Genomic DNA, 16913 nt, shown 5'->3' with positions numbered 1-16913 from the left:
CTCCATCAAAGCTATGTATTGGTGTATACAACACCAACGAAAATTTTATCAAAACTGGGGTGGTCAAGCAACAGTCAGACCGTTAAAATCTCATTAAAATTTGCGATCGACGATAAAATTGGCAATTCCTGTCAACGATGTTTTCGCCTGCGTATTGGGCAAATCGCTTATAATGGCATGCGCGCGGGCAATATAGCGCTCGGCCAGCCGCTGGGAAAATGCGATTCCTTCGTCGGCGCGCACCAGGCGAATCGCTTCGTCCGTGTGCTCCCAAAACGTATTTTGCTTGATCCACTCCTGGAACTGTCCGCTCGCCTTGCCATGAAAAGCGGTGTAAAGGGCTGGCAGCGTGATGTTTCCATGCAAAAGGTCGCTCCCTGCCGGTTTTCCCAACTGCTTCTCCGTTCCGGTGAAATCGAGAATGTCATCGGTAATTTGAAAAGCCATCCCCACGTTGTACCCGTACCAGTACATTTTGCGTACCAGCTCTTCAGTGGCACCGCTGGCAACGGCACCCAACTGACAGCTGATCGCAATGAGCAGCGCCGTTTTCCGCTTGATTCTGCGCAAATACGTCCGGAAGTTTTGATCCCAGTTGTTCAAATCCTTGACTTGCTCGATCTCGCCTTTGCACACCTCGACAATCGCTCTGGACAAAATCTGGTGCAGCTTCGGATTCGGCAATTGGGAAGCGACTGCAAGCGCACGGGCGAAAATGTAATCGCCTGCGTACATCGCCACCTTGTTGTCCCATTTCATGCGCACCGTGTCTTTGCCCCGACGCTTGTCGGCGTCGTCAATGACGTCGTCGTGCACCAGCGAAGCCATATGAATCAGCTCAAGCGGCACAGCTACATGCTTCAATACTTTTACGTCGTACTTGCCCCATTTGCCTCCGAGCAGCACAAAAACCGGACGAATGCGCTTTCCCCCAGCTTTAAGCAAATGAGTCGAGGACTGATACAGTTCCCGCACATCCGTATCAATCGATTTTTCCAGCTCATCTTCAATGTACTGGACATCCTTTTTCATCTTGAAGTAAATATCGACTAGGTTCATCCGTTATCCGTTCCACCTATCTCGCAAGCGTAATATTGGTCTTGTGGCCATCCGCCTGCCACAACTCGACTGTCGCGGGTGCCGCAAGAAGCCCCAGCTCTGCCGCGCATCGGTAATAATACTCCAGTCCTACCCGCTGCACTTCGCCAAAATCGTGTTGCAGTCCCGCGAAGTAACGAAGCCACTCCTCTTTTGTCCCGCCAAAATGCGTGCATACGTAATCGACCAACGGGCCAGGATTTGCTTTCGTCTTCTTCTTGCTCGTCAAAAAAGAGGCGTGCACTTCCGCAATCAACGCAAAATGCTCGTCAATCACCTCGCGTCGCAGCGCCCAAATGGCAAACGTCATGGAATAGCCTGTGAAGCGGTGCCACAATTCGCCGAGATCGTATACGTGCAGCTCACCAGCTGTCCGCTCTGCGGTAATCGCATCATCGCCAATGAGCAGGGCAGCATCCGCATCTTGCAGCATGTGTGCGAGATTCGGCTCTTGTGTAACGTAGGTGATCTCGTAATCGTAAAACTTGTGGAGAATGATTTTCAGCAAGTTCACTGTCGTTGCCGACGTGTTGGTCAGGGCAATTTTGGCCCCGTTCAGTTGCTCAATCGGCTTTTTGCTGAATAAGAAAAGGGAGCCTACTCTCCCGTTGGCACTGACAGACAGGTCTGCCAATGCCACATATTGGGAGGCATGCTCAGCATAGCTAAACGAGGAAATCGGCCCCATGTCAATCTCGCCTTTGGCCATCGCCAGATTCAACTGGGCAGGCACCTGGCGGATGAACGCGATGCGATCCTCGAATTTTGCTTGTTCAAAATAATAGTAAACAGGCAGTACGTTGGTATACAAGATTTGCCCGATCCGCAAAGACTTTTGCATGCGTCTATTCCCCCCAACGCCGAAACAGCGAATGTGGTACATCAAGTGCATCCAAAGCTTTCCCCACGACAAAATTAATCAAGTCATCCATCGTTTGCGGTTTTTGATAATAACCAGGCATGGCTGGCAAGATCCGCACACCCAGCTTGCTCAATGTCAGCATGTTTTCCAGCTGGATCGCATTGAGCGGCGTCTCCCGCGGAACGAGGACCAGTCGTCTGCCTTCCTTGATCATAACGTCAGCGACGCGTTCCAGCAAATTGCCCGAAGCGCCGTGTGCAATCCCGGAAACCGTTCCCATCGAGCACGGAACCACGATCATGCCGTCGCAGCGATACGATCCGCTCGCCGCCGGGCAGTTGAAATCGCGAAGCCCCCAGTAGTGCAGCTCTCCCGGGAAGGATTGTTGCAGCTTTTCTCGCAGCAAACCTTCCCGGTCGTCTGAATGCCAGTCCAGCTCATCGTGAAAGACTTGCCAGCCTGCCTCGGTAATCATCAAGTGAACGATATGACCTGCGCGCAAAAGCTCGGTCACCACACGCACACCGTAAATCGCGCCACTTGCCCCTGTAATTCCGACTACCCATTTTTGTTGGCTCATGCGATCACCAGATCAATCATAGTAAACACGAACATGACTACGCTCAAAATGCCGTTCATGTTGAAAAACGCAACGTTTACTTTGGACAAATCCGTCGGCTTCACCAGCGTGTGCTCGTAGATCAGGATCGCACCGGAAATGAGTACGCCGAGCAGGAACCAGATCGACAAGTCAGCCACTACATACAGCGACATCAGTCCAACAAAAGTGATGATGTGGCACAGTCTCGCCACAACCAAGGCGCTGGCAACCCCAAAGCGGCTCGGCATGGAAAACAGCCCTTCCTTGCGGTCAAAGTCAGCATCCTGGCAGGCGTAAATAATATCGAAGCCCGCCGTCCAAAACAGAACGGACACAAACAGGAGCAAGCCAACCGCGTCTACCTGGCCTGTCGTGGCGACCCATCCTCCCAACGGTCCGAACCCGATTGCTACTCCCAAAACAAAGTGGCACAGCCAGGTGAAGCGTTTGGTGTAGGAATACAGCACCAGGACAAACACAGCAAGCGGCAACAGCTTGACTGCCAAATCGTTCAACTGGAACGCCGCAATGAACAGCACGGCGAACGAAACGACGATAAACAAAACAACTTCCAGGACGGAAATAAGCCCCGCCGGAATCGCTCGTGTAGCTGTCCGCGGGTTTTTGGCGTCAATGACGCGGTCAATCAGCCGATTCAACGACATTGCTGCACTGCGCGCCCCGACCATCGCAACCGTCACCCAGAAAATCTCCATCCAGGTCGGCCACGCCTTCTCCACTACAATACTTCCCAAAACCGCCCCCATAAAAGCAAACGGCAAAGCAAACAGGGAATGCTCGAATTTTATCATTTCCAAGATGATTTTCAATTTACGTAGACCCATCTATGACACTTCCTATCTACTGAAAAAATACCGTTGTTGTCGAGGCGGTTACGGCTTCGTGCCAATGTGCAGCGCGGATACGCCGCCCATGAACAGCTTGACTTGAACCGGGTCCAAGCCTGCTTTTCTAAACATCCCGGCAAGCTCACGACTGTCCGGAAAATTGGTCAGCGAGTGCGGAAGCCAGGCATATTCCTCGTATTTGTTCACGGTCATTTTCGCAATCAATGGCAAAATTTTATAGAAGTATAAGTAAAATAGCTTGCGATACGGAATGAATGGAGGCTTGGACACTTCCAGAGAAACGACTTTCCCGCCCGGTTTGACTACGCGCGCCATTTCATTGAGCACTTGCTGCACATCCGGAACGTTGCGCAGGGCAAACCCGATCGTGGCAAAATCGAATGTATTATCCTCGTAAGGCAAATTCATCGCATCGGCATTCACCAGCTTGACGTTGTTGCTGACTCCCTCATTCGCCACCTTGTACGCGCCTACATCCAGCATGTTCTGGCTGAAGTCGAGCCCGACCACCCGGCCGTCTTTCCCCACCGCTTTGGCAAGCGCGATCGTCCAGTCCGCCGTGCCGCAGGCTACATCCAATGCGGTATGGCCCGGTTGAATGTTCATCTGCTTCATGGTGTAGTTGCGCCAGGCCAGATGGCTGCCAAAACTGATGACATTGTTCATTTTGTCGTAGTCGCTCGCGATGCTTTCAAATACAGAGTGAACGTATTTTGCCTTCTCGTTCATTTGTGTCTGGTCCACTAGGCTACATCTCCTCAATAACTCGTTTCAGGCGATTCACTCGATGGGAGTAACGAGCTGTTATGGAAGCAAGCACATTGCGTGTTTCTGCTGGCAGCGAACGCACCATTTGCTCGCACATGCCGATCATTTCCATGGCTTTCATCTCAACGCCCGACAGTACCTGGGCAAGCGTAGCACCCGGTTTTTGCAGCAAAAAACGAGCAAAACCAAAGGGAACCTGCTCTTGCCACTTGATTTGCTCCCACTCTCCGATAACGCTTTCTACCTTGGCCGTTTCTTTCATCAGATCGACCCACAGGCGGCGGCGATCATCCGAATCGGCATACTTCTCTACGATTGCTACGTACAAACCTGTGTCGATGGCGTTGCGCAATTCCCAGTACCCTTCATCCGACAAGCTTCTGGAATCGCGTCCCGCAATGTACAGCTTCATTTTGGCTTCATTCACGCGCTGAATGGCTCCGGACAACACTTGAATCGCTTCAATCTCGCCCGTTTCCGCCAGCAGGTTGTAGTAGCGGCTGCTGTAGTAATCTCCGGCGAGCACAGTCAACTGTCTGTTTCGCTCTGCGCTCAAGGAATGTTCGTATTGATTTTCCACATTTTCATGCATGTCCAGTCCCAGCTGGACAAGTCCAGTCGCTGTGCAGAAAATGGATGCCCGTTCCTTCGTCATGCCTTGCTCCAGCAAAAACAAATACAAGAGTTCCAGGCGATTCTCCGCCATGGAAGGAACGTCCACGTAATATTCTACATAGGAATGGGTGGTTCGCTTGTAGATCTGCTCGATGATCGATCGAACCTCTTCTACATAGGGGGTATGTTCTTTGCTCATGCGTCCTCCTCCACAAGCTGCGCAACCTAAAGATGTCTGCCTGTTCCGTACACTTCCGTCTACCTTTACCATCCGGTCAAAAGGCCGTCCTTGCTATCATACCATACTTCTACCATCAGGGACTAATTCTCTCATAAAAATACGGATCGATTCGCACGGGAAATGTGTTTTTCACAAACGAATCCACATCGGCGATCTCCGCCGCCGGTTTGGAAAATGACTTCAAATTCGTCCCAGTTGTTTGAATGGCAACAAGGAGTCTCGACTCTTTTGGCTGTTCGCTTTCTTCCAGCAAACGGAAATACACTTGACCAACATTATCCGTGTGCGTTAGCAAGCCGTATGTCAATCCGTAAAAATCACGATAAACTTGACTTTCATCCACTTTTTCACCCGGTTTCACGATCAAATCGACATAAACCGACGGATTTTCCCATTTTATACGCTTCATTTTATAATGTGTGGGCGTCAATGTAAACAAATCCAGGACATTTCGCTCGCTCAGTTGAACAGGGTGTGATGTCTGAAAAGTGGGCACATCTGCCTGCCTCCATAAAGCACTCGGGACCATCGACAGCATCAGAGCCAGAAAAGTGGAAACAGCGATCGCCATGAGCAGTTGGCGCGGCATAGACATCCCTCCTCTTCACCATTGTACAAACAAAAAAAGCAGGCTATGCCTGCTTTTCCGCTGGAGCTGTTTATTCTGTCGTATCGACAACACCGTGCTGCGAGTAAATGACGGCTTTTCCCCGAACTTTGATGGCCGAAGTATGCTCCGTGAATTGAAAGATCATCACTTCGCCCTTGTCGAGCTTTTCTGTGTGATGAAAACGGGTGTCCGAGCCTCTCGTAAGCCCGATGACATGCACGCCGTTTTCCTTGGCTTTGACGACAAAATAGTCCTGGTTGATTGTTGGCTGTGACAAGTTGTTTCCTCCTGACCAGTGCGTGATGCGCCTCGTCTAGTATGATGTCCCGTCTGTCTCCAAACGGCCCATGATTTTTGCTACATACTTCTGCGTTTCCCGAGGCAGCTGGCTGTACTTTGCCTCCAGCTCCTCGTCACTGTCGATACCCAGCCGGCCTACCCGGCCCGGACCTGCATTGTACGCCGCCAGCGCCACCTTGACATTGCCGTCGTAGCGGTCGAGAAGCGATTTCAAATATTTCGTTCCACCCGCCAGATTTTCATCCGGGTCGTATGAATTGCGGACACTCATCGCCTGTGCTGTTTTGTCCATCAGTTGCATCAAACCTTTGGCACCCGCTTTGGACACGACATTCGGATTGAAATTCGACTCGGCTCTGACGACTTCCCGGATCAAATCGGGATCGACGCCAAGCGATTTGGCGGTTCGTTCAATTTTCTCCAAAATAGCTCCGGGAGCAACCGCTGCTCCTTTTTCCATCGTCGGATTCAACTCTGACTCATAGTCTGCGGCCAGCTTCCATTCTCTGCTGCCGTCGAGCTTGGCCAAAATCTCTTGCGAGGAGATGACGCGCTGTCCTTGCGCCAACTGTGATTGCAACACATCAGAAAAGAGATCCTGCTCCCCGTAGGACAAGGAGGAAGCTGCGCGATTGCTTGAATAGGATTGCTGTGTTGATTGTAAATACGGCTGAAGCGATACAGGCACCTTCATGGCACTAAACAACCCTTCCCTTGCTTGTCTCCCTACTATTATAAAAAAGAAAGATCAGGAAGCCAATAGCAAAAATGGCAATTGTCAAGAACAAAAAAAGAAGCCTCGCAAAAGGCTTCCTGGTTTTTTATTCAGATGGTCGGAATGCAGGGATTCGAACCCTGGACCTCACCCACCCCAAGGGTGCGCGCTACCGGGCTGCGCCACATCCCGACTGTACATCTGTACTTTACAATATTTTACCTGTAGAGTCAATAGAAAATTGCTGGATTTGGCAGTTCATCCCAGGCCTAGCGCCTGTCCGATCAGGAGCGGATGAGACTGAATACTTCTGCACGCGCCGCCGCATCTTTTTCAAACATGCCGCGCACCGCAGAGGTGATCGTTTTCGAGCCGGGCTTTTTCACGCCGCGCATGGTCATGCACATATGCTCTGCTTCAACCACGACGATCACGCCATGAGGGTCAAGCTTGCGGACGATCGACTCGGCAATCGTCGTCGTAATTCGCTCTTGCAGCTGCGGGCGCTTGGCTACTGCTTCAACCGCTCTCGCCAGCTTGCTCAAACCGACAACCCGTCCACCGCGTGGAACGTAGGCCACATGCGCCTTGCCGAAAAACGGAACCAGGTGATGCTCGCACATGGAGTAAAAAGGAATGTCTTTGACCAAAACCATTTCTTCGTGATCTTCGCTAAAAACGGTCTCAAAGTACTGTTCCTCGTTGATATGCATGCCCTCGAATACTTCTGCATACATTTTTGCGACGCGTTTAGGGGTATCCAGCAATCCTTCGCGATCGGGATTTTCTCCGACCGCCTCCAGAATCATGCGGACAGCCTGTTGAATTTTATCCAAATCAACGTTCATTATTTGTACCTCCTACCTAGCGGCCCATCCCGTTTGCGAAGCTTGCGGCTTCTCCGGCTGGCCCTGACCAGATCCGTTTGTCATGCTCCGTTGTACGCAGCCGAACCCACGCCAATCTTACCATACTCATTTCAAAAAAACAAAAACATCTGACAAGACAACTGTATGTACACCAAGCCAAAGTTGTCCGCCCTTTGTTGCCTGTCTTCAACCAAAAAGGGCAGCCGTCCTCACGTGCACAAACGTTCGCATCCCGGACGTTAAAAAAAATCCACATTTCATCAATGTGGATTTTTTTATGTAAGTGCTTCGTTCTCAAAAGAAACAACTACTTGATGGAGTCTTTGAGTTGTTTACCTGGTTTAAACGCAGGTACTTTGCTGGAAGCGATTTCGATCTCTTCACCTGTTTGTGGGTTACGACCTTTACGAGCCGCGCGCTCACGAACTTCGAAGTTACCAAAGCCGATCAGTTGGACTTTATCACCAGTTTTCAAAGCATCAGCAATTGCATCGAGAACAGCGTCAACTGCTTTAGTTGCATCTTTCTTGGTGAGTTCGGTGGTTTCAGCCACTTTTGCAATCAATTCTGTTTTGTTCATTTTCTTCACCTCCCCTCAAAGAACACCAAGTCCTAGCTATTATTTTTCTTAACCGAAACGAAGCGTTTTATACACGATTGGTGGTATTTACCGATCTGACAAGCTTATAGTAATACACCGATTTCTTAAATTCAAGCCCCTCCTGTCGAAATTGAACGAAATACAAGAAAAAAAGGCATCCCGTCACGCCGGGTGCCCCCTTTTGGAATCAATTGTCTAGGTCTATTTACCTAGTCCTTAAAGTATGATGGCAATCAGACCGCCGGAGCCTTCGTTGATGATCCGCCCCAATGTTTCTTGCAATTTATACCGCGCATTGTCCGGCATCATCGTAATTTTTGCCTGGATGCCTTCCCGCACAATCGAGTGCAGCGATCTGCCGAAAATGTCCGAATTCCAGATCGACAGCGGATCTTTGTCGAAGTCCTGCATCAAGTAACGGACAAGCTCTTCGCTCTGCTTCTCGGTCCCGATGATCGGAGCAAATTCCGATTCGACATCGACGCGGATCATGTGAATGGATGGCGCAGTCGCTTTCAGTCTGACGCCAAAACGCGGTCCCTGGCGGATCAGCTCAGGTTCGTCCAAGGTCATCTCATGCAGCGACGGAGCAGCGATTCCGTAGCCCGTACTGCGCACCATATGCAAGGCTTCCGCTACCTGGTCGTACTCTCGCTTGGCGTGGGCAAATTCCTGCATAATCTTCAGCAAATGGTCCTTGCCGTTGATCTCGACGCCCACGATTTCCATCAGGATGCGATCATACAGTTCATCCGGCGCGAACAGGTCGATCTCCGCAATCCCTTGGCCCATGTGCATTCCCGCAAGAGACGCCCGCTCCACGAAGTCATAGTCATTGAAGAAGCCGACGACGCGGTCCACGTCGCGCAACCGGCGGATATCCTGCACGGTTTCACGTACGGCTTCTTCATAGTTCTGACGGAGCCAGTGGCCGTTCTCCAGCACCATGACCCAGCTAGGCAGGTTCACGTTTACTTCATGCACAGGGAACTCGAACAGCACTTCTCGCATCAAGAGGAGGATTTCCTGTTCTGTCATGTGATCGACAGACAAGGCCACTACTGGCACGTCGTACTTTTCCTGAAGCTGCAAACGCAGGTTTTGCGCCTCGTCAGAGCGTGGACGCGTCGAGTTCACCACGATGACGAACGGTTTGCCCACTTCCTTCAGTTCATTGACGACCCGCTCCTCCGCGTCAATGTATCCTACACGCGGAATTTCCGCGATGCTGCCATCTGTCGTAACAACGATTCCGATAGTCGAATGCTCCTGGATGACTTTACGCGTTCCGACTTCAGCTGCTTCCTCGAATGGCACTGGCTCCTCATACCACGGAGTGTTCACCATTCGTGGGCCGTTGTCATCCTCGAAGCCTTTTGCCCCCTGAACCGTATAACCTACGCAGTCAACGAGGCGGACATTGATGCTGAGTCCTTCTGTCACATGTACGTTTACGGCTTGGTTCGGAACAAACTTCGGCTCTGTCGTCATGATTGTTCGGCCAGAAGCACTCTGCGGCAGTTCATCTGTCGCTCTGATCCGCTCTGCTTCCGATTGGATATTCGGGATGACGACCTGCTCCATAAACCGTTTGATAAAGGTCGACTTTCCCGTACGAACCGGGCCTACTACCCCGAGGTAGATGTCTCCGCCCGTCCGTTCGGCAATGTCTTTAAAGATGTCGACTCGTTCCACCATCGATGACCTCCTTCTATTTGTCTATTTTTACACTATGACCGATTTTCCGAATTATCCCTGACCGTCAGTATTTTCGTAGGGAATCTCGTACTAGTTTCGTGGACAGTACAAGTATATGTGCGACTGGACCAACTAGAACAAAAAAACAACTCCGATCAGAGTTGTTTTTTGTGTTCGCTATTTGATTTGCAGCAGCCTCGGCTCACCGTCTACCAACTCGTACGGGAACGATTTGGCGGGAACAAACATCGATACGCGCGACAGGACGTATCTCGGGTCTGTGTTTGGCGTGACAGTCGCTTTGTTCTCGCGCAGCATCGTCGCAATATCTGCCGCGTAGTCAATTCCTACTTGCCCATCCGCATTCATGACCAGCGGCAGCAAATAATTGCCCATGGTCGATGGCACTTGCCACGCCTTCACACCGATCTCCGTATGGTCGATCGAGTAGTAGCCGTTGCCGAGGTCGGCTTGCACCGGCAGCTTGTTAAAATAGCCGCGATAGCGGTCTACAGCCGTCTGTACATCGGCAACCGTGCTGACAGCCCCTAGATGGATGAGCTTGACGGTTGGCTTCGTCTCCACGTCAATCAGGACGTATTTGTACAGTCCGCCCTTTTCAAAGGCGTTTCCAGGCACATCCGGGATGTACTTGGGAATCATTTTGCGAAAATCAATCTCGTATTTCTCAAAAATGGGAGTGTCCAGCGGTTTCGTCACAATCGGGAGCACAGCGGTATCTTTTTTGAACTCGTCGATACCTTTTTGCGCCGCCTCCAGAAAAAATGAGCTGGGCACCTGATTTTCCGCCTTCCGCTCGTTCGGATACAAACATCCGGACAACAAAACAGAAAGCATGCACAAGCTGATAGTCAGCTTGAAAGTTTTACGCCATGATTGCCACATCTTATGTATACACCTCAAACCCTCATTCTTCGTTTTCCAAGCGCTGTCGCTCAAGTGCCGCAGCCACCACCGATTTTAACCGGCTCTCCGGGATTCGGACCGTGCAGTCGTTCTCTGTCGCCTTGGCCTGACAAGCCAGGCGCAGCCCCTGCCGCAAGTCCTGCTCCGGCATTTTGCGCAGCTCCAGCACGGTAGGAGGAGCAAGTTCTCCGCTCTCCACAATGACACGGCACATCAGACAGGAGGCGTGGCCTCCACACCTTTGCGGGATCACGATCCGGGCATTGCCAGCAACACTGACAAGCGATTGGCCCGCCCTCGCTTTCACGCTTTTACCGCCGGGAAGAAAAGTCACCTTCCCCATGTCGTCACTCCTTTTTCAATACGGGCGATGGGCCAGCTTCACCGTTCCTTGCCCGACGATCTTGATTTGGCAGCCAAGTCTGAACCCTTCGGCCCGCTCTGCTTTGCGCAGGCGCAGCTTTTCCTCGCTCGTGATCTCGCTCAGGTACTCCGCGCCTTCTACCACTTGCGTGCGGCACTGAGCACACACGCCTCTCTGGCAAGCATGCCCCCACGGAACTTTATGTTTTTTGGCAATCGCAACGATCGTCTCATTCAACTCCACAGGCACTTCATACGTTCCTGAGCGAGTGATCAGTGTTACCTGAGACATCCCCTATCCTCCCCTTACACAAAAATCACGATCAAAATCATGACAAATACCGCGATTAACATCAGGAAAGCGCAAGTCTTCACGAGAAATCTGACAAGCGCATTCGTCATTTTTCTGGCAAAGATCATCAACAAATTGCAGACGAACATCAGGCCGATGGCCAGTAGTGAAATGTTCATCTTCGTCATAGGATCGATATACATCTGGCTTGCAGCATCCTTTGCATTTTTTGCTTCATTATACCATACTTCCCAGCTCTCGTCTGACCTTGTGAACCTCTATCTGGACGTTCGCATAGACTATTCTGATGAATCCGCCCATGGGAGGGATGAATGTTGAGCAACAAAGTAAATGGTCGAAAATGGCGAAACCCGTACGCTCCCATACCGAGCAAAAAATTGAGCGACCAAGTGGCCGACGTCTCATTAGCCATTACCCCGAAAAAAATCTTGCCAGCCGTGGACCTTAGATCCTCCGTCTCCAAAATGCGCAACAACATCAAAGGGATCAGCACCACGATTCGCCAGGTGGAAGAAACGATGGATACGCTGTACGGTGCCATGGAAATCATCGAGAACCTGGGCAAACGTACGGCTGAACCGGAAGTTGCTGCCGAAAAACCAGTCTCGACCAAGCGCAAAGGAAACGTGGAAACGGCGAGAGACAATGCAAAGGGCAAAGAAACAGCCAAAGCAGTGGAAACACCCCAGGAATCGAGCGCAGCCTCAGGCTCTGGCTCAGGAAACCCGCTCGGCAACATTGACATCGGGCAAATTCTCGGCCTGCTGCAATCTCCATTGGTGCAAAACCTGTTGACCCAGACGGTGAGCGGCTCAAGCAAGCAACGAAAAAAAGAGGGATGAGATCCCTCTTTTTTTCTTGGTATCTGTAGGTCAGCCATGTCCCTGTAGAGCCATGATTGTTCCTAATTTTACTGTATGATGCTTTTGACAGCAGGTAACGGGCATAATCGCCCATTTCTCTCACTTTAGCAGCTTGGACAAGGATGACATGTCATTCAAATTGATTTCCTTGTTGCGGAACATCTCGATGATCTTGTCTTCCTTTTCCGGATTGAGCTGTTTGCCGCTCATGGTCGCGAGCGTCTGCAAAATTTGCCGAAGCTTTGCTTCATCCTCAAAGTCGCTGCGCTTCATCTGACTCGCAAGCGACCGCAATTTGCCCTCGTCGACCTTCTCGCTGCCTTTTCCCTGCAAACGCTCCAAAAAACGCTTGGAAAGATTGTTATTCATCTGCGCTCTCCTCCTGCATCTGGGCTTTCACCCTATCGTATGTGCAGGAGCCTAAATGTGTGAAACGCTACGCTTGCGTCTCATCCGGATTCAGATAGCCCATTTCAAACGTCTTTCCTCTGCCCATCAGTTCCTCTACCCCTTGGCGCGGTTCTTTGCCTTCGAACAAGATGCCGTACAGAACGGACGTGATCGGCATTTCAACCTGCTCCCGCTGTGCGAGCGCGTGTGCCGCATGTGTCGTACGCACCCCTTCGACTACCATGCCCATCTGCGCCAAGACGTCATCGAGCTTTTTGCCTTGTCCGAGCATGTAGCCTGCGCGCCAGTTGCGGCTATGGCGGCTCGTGCACGTCACGATCAAATCACCGACCCCAGCCAGCCCGGAGAAAGTAAGCGGCATAGCGCCAAGCTTGATGCCGAGGCGACTGATTTCCGCCAGGCCGCGCGTCAAAAGCGCCGCTTTTGCGTTGTCGCCGAACCCCAGCCCATCTGACATGCCCGCTCCGAGTGCGATGATGTTTTTCAACGCCCCGGCGATTTCCGCTCCGATCAAGTCCGGGTTGGTGTACACCCGGAAATTGGCGTTCATCAAAAGATCTTGCGCACGCAGCATGCTGTCCTCCGACTCGGATGCAACCACGACCGTAGTAGGCTGCCTGCGGACTACCTCTTCTGCATGGCTCGGCCCGGACAAGACGGCAAGCCGTCCAGATATTTCGCGAGGCACCTCTTCCATGATGACCTCAGACATCCGTTTCAGACTTTCCAACTCAAAGCCTTTTGTGGCATGGATCAAAAGTGTGTCGCTATGTAAAAACGGTGCCAACTGCCTGCAAATTTGCCGCATGGCGTGCGAAGGCACTGCCAAGAGAACAATCGGTTTGCCGGAAACAGCCGCTTCCAGATCCGTTGTCGCCACGATGCTTTCGGCGAGCTTCACTTCAGGCAAATACTTGGCATTGGTGTGCTTTGCGTTCACTTCGTCAGCCAGTTTGGAATCGCGCACCCACAGCCGAACCTGGTGGCCGTTTTCAGCCAACACAGAAGCGAGAGCCGTCCCCCAACTACCTGCACCGACTACTGTAACCTCTTTTCTCAATAGATCCCCCTCCATCCTTCGTTCTGCGAGAACGATTCAGACCCATTCAGATCTATCCCAGCTTGCGATTGGACTTGTCTCCCAGCTTCCGTTCCGTACCTGCTATAAGATTTTGGATATTGTTATAATGGCGAACATACGCAAACACCGCGATTACCAAACTTGTCCAAACAAAGGAAATCGGTTTATCCAGCAGGTACAAAGAAATAGGAATTACCGTAACGAGGACAAGCGATCCAAGGGAGACGTAACGGGTAATGGCAATAACCAGCACAGCCAGTACCGCTGCAATCAAAAAGGCGAGGGGAGAGAAGCCGAGCACCACGCCGAGCGTAGTTGCAACGCCCTTTCCCCCGCGAAATCCAAAATAGATAGGCCAATTGTGCCCCGCGATGACAAACAAGCCCGCTACTGCATAGGCAGCGGCATCACCTGTCATGAGGTGTGTTATTCCCATCGCCGCCAACCCTTTTAGTGCGTCAAGGATCAGTACGGCAATACCCGGACCTTTCCCCAGCACGCGAAGCGTATTCGTCGCCCCTGCGTTCCCGCTGCCATGTGAGCGAATATCAATTCCTGCAACTTTTTTGGCAATAAGATAGCTGAAGCTAATTGAGCCGATCAAATAGCTGAGCACCCAGGCTAATAACACCATGGCGGTTTCCTCTCCCTACGTTTTTTTCCGCGTCCATATCCGAACAGGAGTACCTTCAAAGACAAATGCTTCGCGGATTTTGTTCTCTATGTAGCGCTCATAGGAAAAATGCATAAGCTCCGGATCATTCACAAACAGGATGAATGTTGGAGGCTTGACTGTCGCTTGCGTCGCGTAGTTGATTTTCAGACGCTTGCCTCGGTCAGATGGCGGCGGCGTGCGGATCGTTGCATCCGTAACGATATCGTTGAGGACGGAGGTCGGAATGCGCATCGAGTGTGCTTGCGCTACCTCGTTTACTTTTGGAAGGATCGTGTGAACACGCTGCTTGGATTTGGCTGATACATACATGATTGGCGCGTAATCGAGGTATTTGAACTCTTCGCGGATCAGCTCGGTAAAGCGCTGCATCGTTTTGTCGTCTTTTTCAATGGCATCCCACTTGTTGACGATGATGATCACGCCGCGACCAGCTTCATGGGCATAACCGGCGATTTTTTTGTCTTGCTCGATGATGCCTTCTTCCCCGTTGATGACAACGAGAACGACATCACTGTCCTCGATGGAACGCATGGCGCGCATGACGCTGTATTTTTCCGTCGTCTCGTACACTTTCCCGCGCTTGCGCATACCCGCCGTGTCAACGAGAACGTAGCTTTGACCTTCCCGCTCAAACGGAGTATCGATCGCATCGCGCGTAGTACCTGCGACATCACTGACAATGACGCGCTCTTCGCCCAAAATGGCGTTGGTCAAGGAAGACTTCCCTACATTCGGACGTCCGATGATCGACACGCGGATGACGTCTTCTTTTCGCTCCTCGTCGTCTTCCGCCGGGAAAAAGCGAACCACTTCCTCCAGCATGTCGCCCAAGCCGAGACCATGGCTGCCGGAAACCGGGAACGGCTCACCCAAGCCAAGCGAGTAAAAGTCGTAAATATCGGCACGCATGTCCGGGTTGTCCGCTTTGTTTACAGCCAGAACAACTGGCTTACCCGTACGGTTCAGCATGCGAGCCAGCTCAAGGTCAGCGTCCGTTACGCCTGTTCGGCTGTCGGTAATCATGATGATGACGTTGGCCTCATCAATCGCCAGCTCAGCCTGATAGCGCATTTGCGTGAGAATTTCATCGGTCTCGCCAAACTCAATCCCGCCCGTATCAATGACGTGGAAAGTATGGGTTAACCATTCTCCTTTGCCGTACAGGCGGTCACGGGTTACTCCCGGCATATCCTCCACGATCGCGATGCGCTCGCCGACCAGTCTGTTAAATATCGTGGACTTCCCCACGTTGGGTCTCCCCACAATGGCTACCACAGGTAATCCCATAATCAACAACACTCTCTCTCATTTACGTTTTGACTAGCTAATCATACCATACACTACTTGTGACGAACAATGATAAGGGTATCCTTGCTCACCTCATGCACCATGGCGTCCAGAATCTTTTCCAGCGTAAAGGCTGTTTGCTGCATGCTCTCGTGCGTAGACTCGATGAAAATGGGCGCTCCGCCCGCGATTCTCTCCTTGTTCACGGTAATCACGGCCAAAATGGTCCCGGTCATGGTCTACAGCTCCTTCTTCGCTAATTTGGTCTTTTGCGGCATTCGGAAGACGCTTTCCAAAATCGGCACGGCATCGATGACTTGTTTGCCATGCTCCGCGTCTTTTTCTTGCGGCAGCAAAAATACGCCGAGCCGCCCTGATTGCAGGTCGCGCTTCACGAGTGGGGTCAAGGAAGGCTCCCCCGTATCGGTGTACACGCCAAGCTGCGTGGCGACATCATGCAAAATCGCCTGTCGCTGGCCGGGATGGGCGATCGTCACCTTGGCATTGGCGTCTTTTGGACTCACAATAAACCCAACGCCATGCTCCCGGATGATGTTCTGCGCATCTTCCAGTCCCACGTTCATGATGTAAATATCCCCGACGTACAAATCCTTTCCTTCCACCCGCACCTCTGCCGGACTCGTCTCGGCGATCAGGGAGAGCGTCTTTCCCGAACGCAGCTTGCGCGAGATGAGAAGGGCGATGACTCCGGCAATGATTCCGCCCCACCAGTTGAACAAAATCGTAGCAGTCGTCGCCACCAGCGACGTAAAAATCACCATGTAGTTGCGGCCTTCAAACACCATGGCGATCCCTTCGATATACGGCCCGCCGCGCGGCACCAGTTCTTGCTTGTCGATTTCCGTCAGCGTCGTGCGCTCCATGTTGCGCACATCCCTGAACTGTTGAGCGGCCACGGTTAAAAAGGTAACGGCCGTATAGTTTTCCTTGAGCAAGGCTGGAACAGCCAGTGCCCCCAATGCCGAAGCGATTACGCCGAGCGAAACATGAATAATTTTTCCGTGCGGATAGGTCGGATATTGCCGATAATCCGTTCGCAGCAAATTGATTCTGCACATGATTCCGAAGACGAATCCAATCGTCAAAGGAACGACAAATTCATTGGCTAACAGCTCTTTAAACAC

Annotated in this window: 23 protein-coding genes and 1 tRNA gene; 1 reads left to right on the top strand and 23 read right to left on the bottom strand. The window is 51.6% G+C overall.

Annotation, left to right across the window (positions count from 1 at the left end; translation table 11 throughout):
- Positions 1-93: 93 nt before the first annotated feature.
- The 17 genes from NST23_RS12225 to NST23_RS12145 form a co-directional block, all read right to left on the bottom strand.
- Complete coding sequence (locus tag NST23_RS12225) at positions 94-1059, bottom strand: polyprenyl synthetase family protein (protein ID WP_281868438.1); 966 nt, start codon at positions 1057-1059, stop codon at positions 94-96.
- Positions 1060-1075: 16 nt separating this feature from the next.
- Complete coding sequence (locus NST23_RS12220) at positions 1076-1939, bottom strand: menaquinone biosynthesis protein (RefSeq protein WP_122963580.1); 864 nt, start codon at positions 1937-1939, stop codon at positions 1076-1078.
- Positions 1940-1943: 4 nt separating this feature from the next.
- Positions 1944-2540 carry a UbiX family flavin prenyltransferase gene (locus tag NST23_RS12215; protein WP_122963581.1) on the bottom strand — a complete coding sequence of 199 codons (597 nt, stop codon included), beginning with the start codon at positions 2538-2540 and terminating at the stop codon, positions 1944-1946.
- Complete coding sequence (locus tag NST23_RS12210; protein ID WP_122963582.1) at positions 2537-3406, bottom strand: UbiA-like polyprenyltransferase; 870 nt, start codon at positions 3404-3406, stop codon at positions 2537-2539. The genes NST23_RS12215 and NST23_RS12210 overlap by 4 nt, the downstream gene beginning before the upstream one ends.
- Positions 3407-3454: 48 nt before the next feature.
- The gene (locus NST23_RS12205) at positions 3455-4174 is read right to left on the bottom strand and encodes a demethylmenaquinone methyltransferase (protein ID WP_122963583.1); all 720 of its coding nucleotides are present in this window, start codon (positions 4172-4174) and stop codon (positions 3455-3457) included.
- A 4-nt stretch (positions 4175-4178) separates the two neighbouring features.
- Positions 4179-5012, bottom strand: a complete 834-nt coding sequence (locus NST23_RS12200; protein ID WP_173595809.1) for a heptaprenyl diphosphate synthase component 1 — start codon at positions 5010-5012, stop codon at positions 4179-4181.
- Positions 5013-5127: 115 nt separating this feature from the next.
- Positions 5128-5643, bottom strand: coding sequence for a hypothetical protein (locus tag NST23_RS12195; RefSeq protein WP_173595808.1), 516 nt, complete (start codon positions 5641-5643; stop codon positions 5128-5130).
- A gap of 70 nt (positions 5644-5713) precedes the next feature.
- Positions 5714-5941 (bottom strand): trp RNA-binding attenuation protein MtrB, encoded by a 228-nt coding sequence (gene mtrB, locus NST23_RS12190; RefSeq protein ID WP_063226943.1) that lies wholly within the window; start codon positions 5939-5941, stop codon positions 5714-5716.
- A gap of 36 nt (positions 5942-5977) precedes the next feature.
- On the bottom strand, positions 5978-6658 hold the full coding sequence (locus NST23_RS12185; RefSeq protein WP_173595807.1) for a lytic transglycosylase domain-containing protein: 681 nt from the start codon (positions 6656-6658) through the stop codon (positions 5978-5980).
- Positions 6659-6794: 136 nt separating this feature from the next.
- Positions 6795-6871, bottom strand: a tRNA-Pro gene (locus NST23_RS12180).
- Between the two features lie 92 nt (positions 6872-6963).
- The gene (folE, locus tag NST23_RS12175) at positions 6964-7530 is read right to left on the bottom strand and encodes a GTP cyclohydrolase I FolE (protein ID WP_173595995.1); all 567 of its coding nucleotides are present in this window, start codon (positions 7528-7530) and stop codon (positions 6964-6966) included.
- A gap of 325 nt (positions 7531-7855) precedes the next feature.
- Positions 7856-8128, bottom strand: coding sequence for an HU family DNA-binding protein (locus NST23_RS12170; RefSeq protein WP_005831316.1), 273 nt, complete (start codon positions 8126-8128; stop codon positions 7856-7858).
- A 237-nt stretch (positions 8129-8365) separates the two neighbouring features.
- A complete protein-coding gene (gene spoIVA, locus NST23_RS12165) occupies positions 8366-9844 on the bottom strand; it encodes a stage IV sporulation protein A (protein ID WP_063227114.1) in 1479 nt (492 codons plus the stop codon).
- Between the two features lie 180 nt (positions 9845-10024).
- Positions 10025-10753 carry a hypothetical protein gene (locus NST23_RS12160; protein WP_173598794.1) on the bottom strand — a complete coding sequence of 243 codons (729 nt, stop codon included), beginning with the start codon at positions 10751-10753 and terminating at the stop codon, positions 10025-10027.
- A 22-nt stretch (positions 10754-10775) separates the two neighbouring features.
- Positions 10776-11117, bottom strand: coding sequence for a 2Fe-2S iron-sulfur cluster-binding protein (locus NST23_RS12155; protein WP_063226939.1), 342 nt, complete (start codon positions 11115-11117; stop codon positions 10776-10778).
- 15 nt (positions 11118-11132) lie between these two features.
- The gene (locus NST23_RS12150) at positions 11133-11429 is read right to left on the bottom strand and encodes a 2Fe-2S iron-sulfur cluster-binding protein (protein ID WP_122963589.1); all 297 of its coding nucleotides are present in this window, start codon (positions 11427-11429) and stop codon (positions 11133-11135) included.
- A 14-nt stretch (positions 11430-11443) separates the two neighbouring features.
- Positions 11444-11632 (bottom strand): DUF2768 family protein, encoded by a 189-nt coding sequence (locus tag NST23_RS12145; RefSeq protein WP_063226937.1) that lies wholly within the window; start codon positions 11630-11632, stop codon positions 11444-11446.
- Positions 11633-11761: 129 nt separating this feature from the next.
- On the opposite strand from NST23_RS12145, the gene NST23_RS12140 reads away from it, so the two are divergent.
- Positions 11762-12292, top strand: coding sequence for a hypothetical protein (locus tag NST23_RS12140; protein ID WP_242771750.1), 531 nt, complete (start codon positions 11762-11764; stop codon positions 12290-12292).
- Positions 12293-12412: 120 nt separating this feature from the next.
- Here NST23_RS12140 and NST23_RS12135 read toward each other — a convergent pair whose 3' ends face one another.
- From NST23_RS12135 to NST23_RS12110, 6 genes are all read right to left on the bottom strand, one after another.
- Positions 12413-12682 (bottom strand): stage VI sporulation protein F, encoded by a 270-nt coding sequence (locus NST23_RS12135; RefSeq protein ID WP_122963591.1) that lies wholly within the window; start codon positions 12680-12682, stop codon positions 12413-12415.
- Positions 12683-12749: 67 nt separating this feature from the next.
- Entirely contained in the window at positions 12750-13799 is a 1050-nt protein-coding gene (locus NST23_RS12130) for an NAD(P)H-dependent glycerol-3-phosphate dehydrogenase (protein WP_242771752.1), read from the bottom strand.
- Between the two features lie 37 nt (positions 13800-13836).
- Positions 13837-14439, bottom strand: a complete 603-nt coding sequence (plsY, locus tag NST23_RS12125) for a glycerol-3-phosphate 1-O-acyltransferase PlsY (protein WP_063226933.1) — start codon at positions 14437-14439, stop codon at positions 13837-13839.
- Between the two features lie 15 nt (positions 14440-14454).
- A complete protein-coding gene (gene der, locus NST23_RS12120) occupies positions 14455-15768 on the bottom strand; it encodes a ribosome biogenesis GTPase Der (protein ID WP_122963593.1) in 1314 nt (437 codons plus the stop codon).
- A gap of 53 nt (positions 15769-15821) precedes the next feature.
- The gene (locus NST23_RS12115) at positions 15822-16004 is read right to left on the bottom strand and encodes a capping complex subunit for YIEGIA (protein WP_122963594.1); all 183 of its coding nucleotides are present in this window, start codon (positions 16002-16004) and stop codon (positions 15822-15824) included.
- A gap of 3 nt (positions 16005-16007) precedes the next feature.
- The gene (locus tag NST23_RS12110) at positions 16008-16913 is read right to left on the bottom strand and encodes a YIEGIA family protein (RefSeq protein WP_122963595.1); all 906 of its coding nucleotides are present in this window, start codon (positions 16911-16913) and stop codon (positions 16008-16010) included.

This window comes from Brevibacillus sp. FSL K6-0770, from assembly GCF_038000275.1.
In the GTDB taxonomy this organism is placed as follows: Bacteria; Bacillota; Bacilli; order Brevibacillales; family Brevibacillaceae; genus Brevibacillus; species Brevibacillus parabrevis.
Note: the sequence above shows the minus strand (reverse complement) of the source record. Positions and strands in the feature narration are given on the sequence as shown.

Coding starts and splice junctions, on each gene's coding strand:
- NST23_RS12225 (WP_281868438.1), bottom strand. CDS start 1,059: ATGAACCTAGTCGATATTTACTTCAAGATGAAAAAGGATGTCCAGTAC.
- NST23_RS12220 (WP_122963580.1), bottom strand. CDS start 1,939: ATGCAAAAGTCTTTGCGGATCGGGCAAATCTTGTATACCAACGTACTG.
- NST23_RS12215 (WP_122963581.1), bottom strand. CDS start 2,540: ATGAGCCAACAAAAATGGGTAGTCGGAATTACAGGGGCAAGTGGCGCG.
- NST23_RS12210 (WP_122963582.1), bottom strand. CDS start 3,406: ATGGGTCTACGTAAATTGAAAATCATCTTGGAAATGATAAAATTCGAG.
- NST23_RS12200 (WP_173595809.1), bottom strand. CDS start 5,012: ATGAGCAAAGAACATACCCCCTATGTAGAAGAGGTTCGATCGATCATC.
- NST23_RS12195 (WP_173595808.1), bottom strand. CDS start 5,643: ATGCCGCGCCAACTGCTCATGGCGATCGCTGTTTCCACTTTTCTGGCT.
- NST23_RS12185 (WP_173595807.1), bottom strand. CDS start 6,658: ATGAAGGTGCCTGTATCGCTTCAGCCGTATTTACAATCAACACAGCAA.
- NST23_RS12170 (WP_005831316.1), bottom strand. CDS start 8,128: ATGAACAAAACAGAATTGATTGCAAAAGTGGCTGAAACCACCGAACTC.
- NST23_RS12160 (WP_173598794.1), bottom strand. CDS start 10,753: ATGTGGCAATCATGGCGTAAAACTTTCAAGCTGACTATCAGCTTGTGC.
- NST23_RS12155 (WP_063226939.1), bottom strand. CDS start 11,117: ATGGGGAAGGTGACTTTTCTTCCCGGCGGTAAAAGCGTGAAAGCGAGG.
- NST23_RS12150 (WP_122963589.1), bottom strand. CDS start 11,429: ATGTCTCAGGTAACACTGATCACTCGCTCAGGAACGTATGAAGTGCCT.
- NST23_RS12145 (WP_063226937.1), bottom strand. CDS start 11,632: ATGTATATCGATCCTATGACGAAGATGAACATTTCACTACTGGCCATC.
- NST23_RS12140 (WP_242771750.1), top strand. CDS start 11,762: ATGTTGAGCAACAAAGTAAATGGTCGAAAATGGCGAAACCCGTACGCT.
- NST23_RS12135 (WP_122963591.1), bottom strand. CDS start 12,682: ATGAATAACAATCTTTCCAAGCGTTTTTTGGAGCGTTTGCAGGGAAAA.
- NST23_RS12130 (WP_242771752.1), bottom strand. CDS start 13,799: ATGGAGGGGGATCTATTGAGAAAAGAGGTTACAGTAGTCGGTGCAGGT.
- plsY (WP_063226933.1), bottom strand. CDS start 14,439: ATGGTGTTATTAGCCTGGGTGCTCAGCTATTTGATCGGCTCAATTAGC.
- der (WP_122963593.1), bottom strand. CDS start 15,768: ATGGGATTACCTGTGGTAGCCATTGTGGGGAGACCCAACGTGGGGAAG.
- NST23_RS12115 (WP_122963594.1), bottom strand. CDS start 16,004: ATGACCGGGACCATTTTGGCCGTGATTACCGTGAACAAGGAGAGAATC.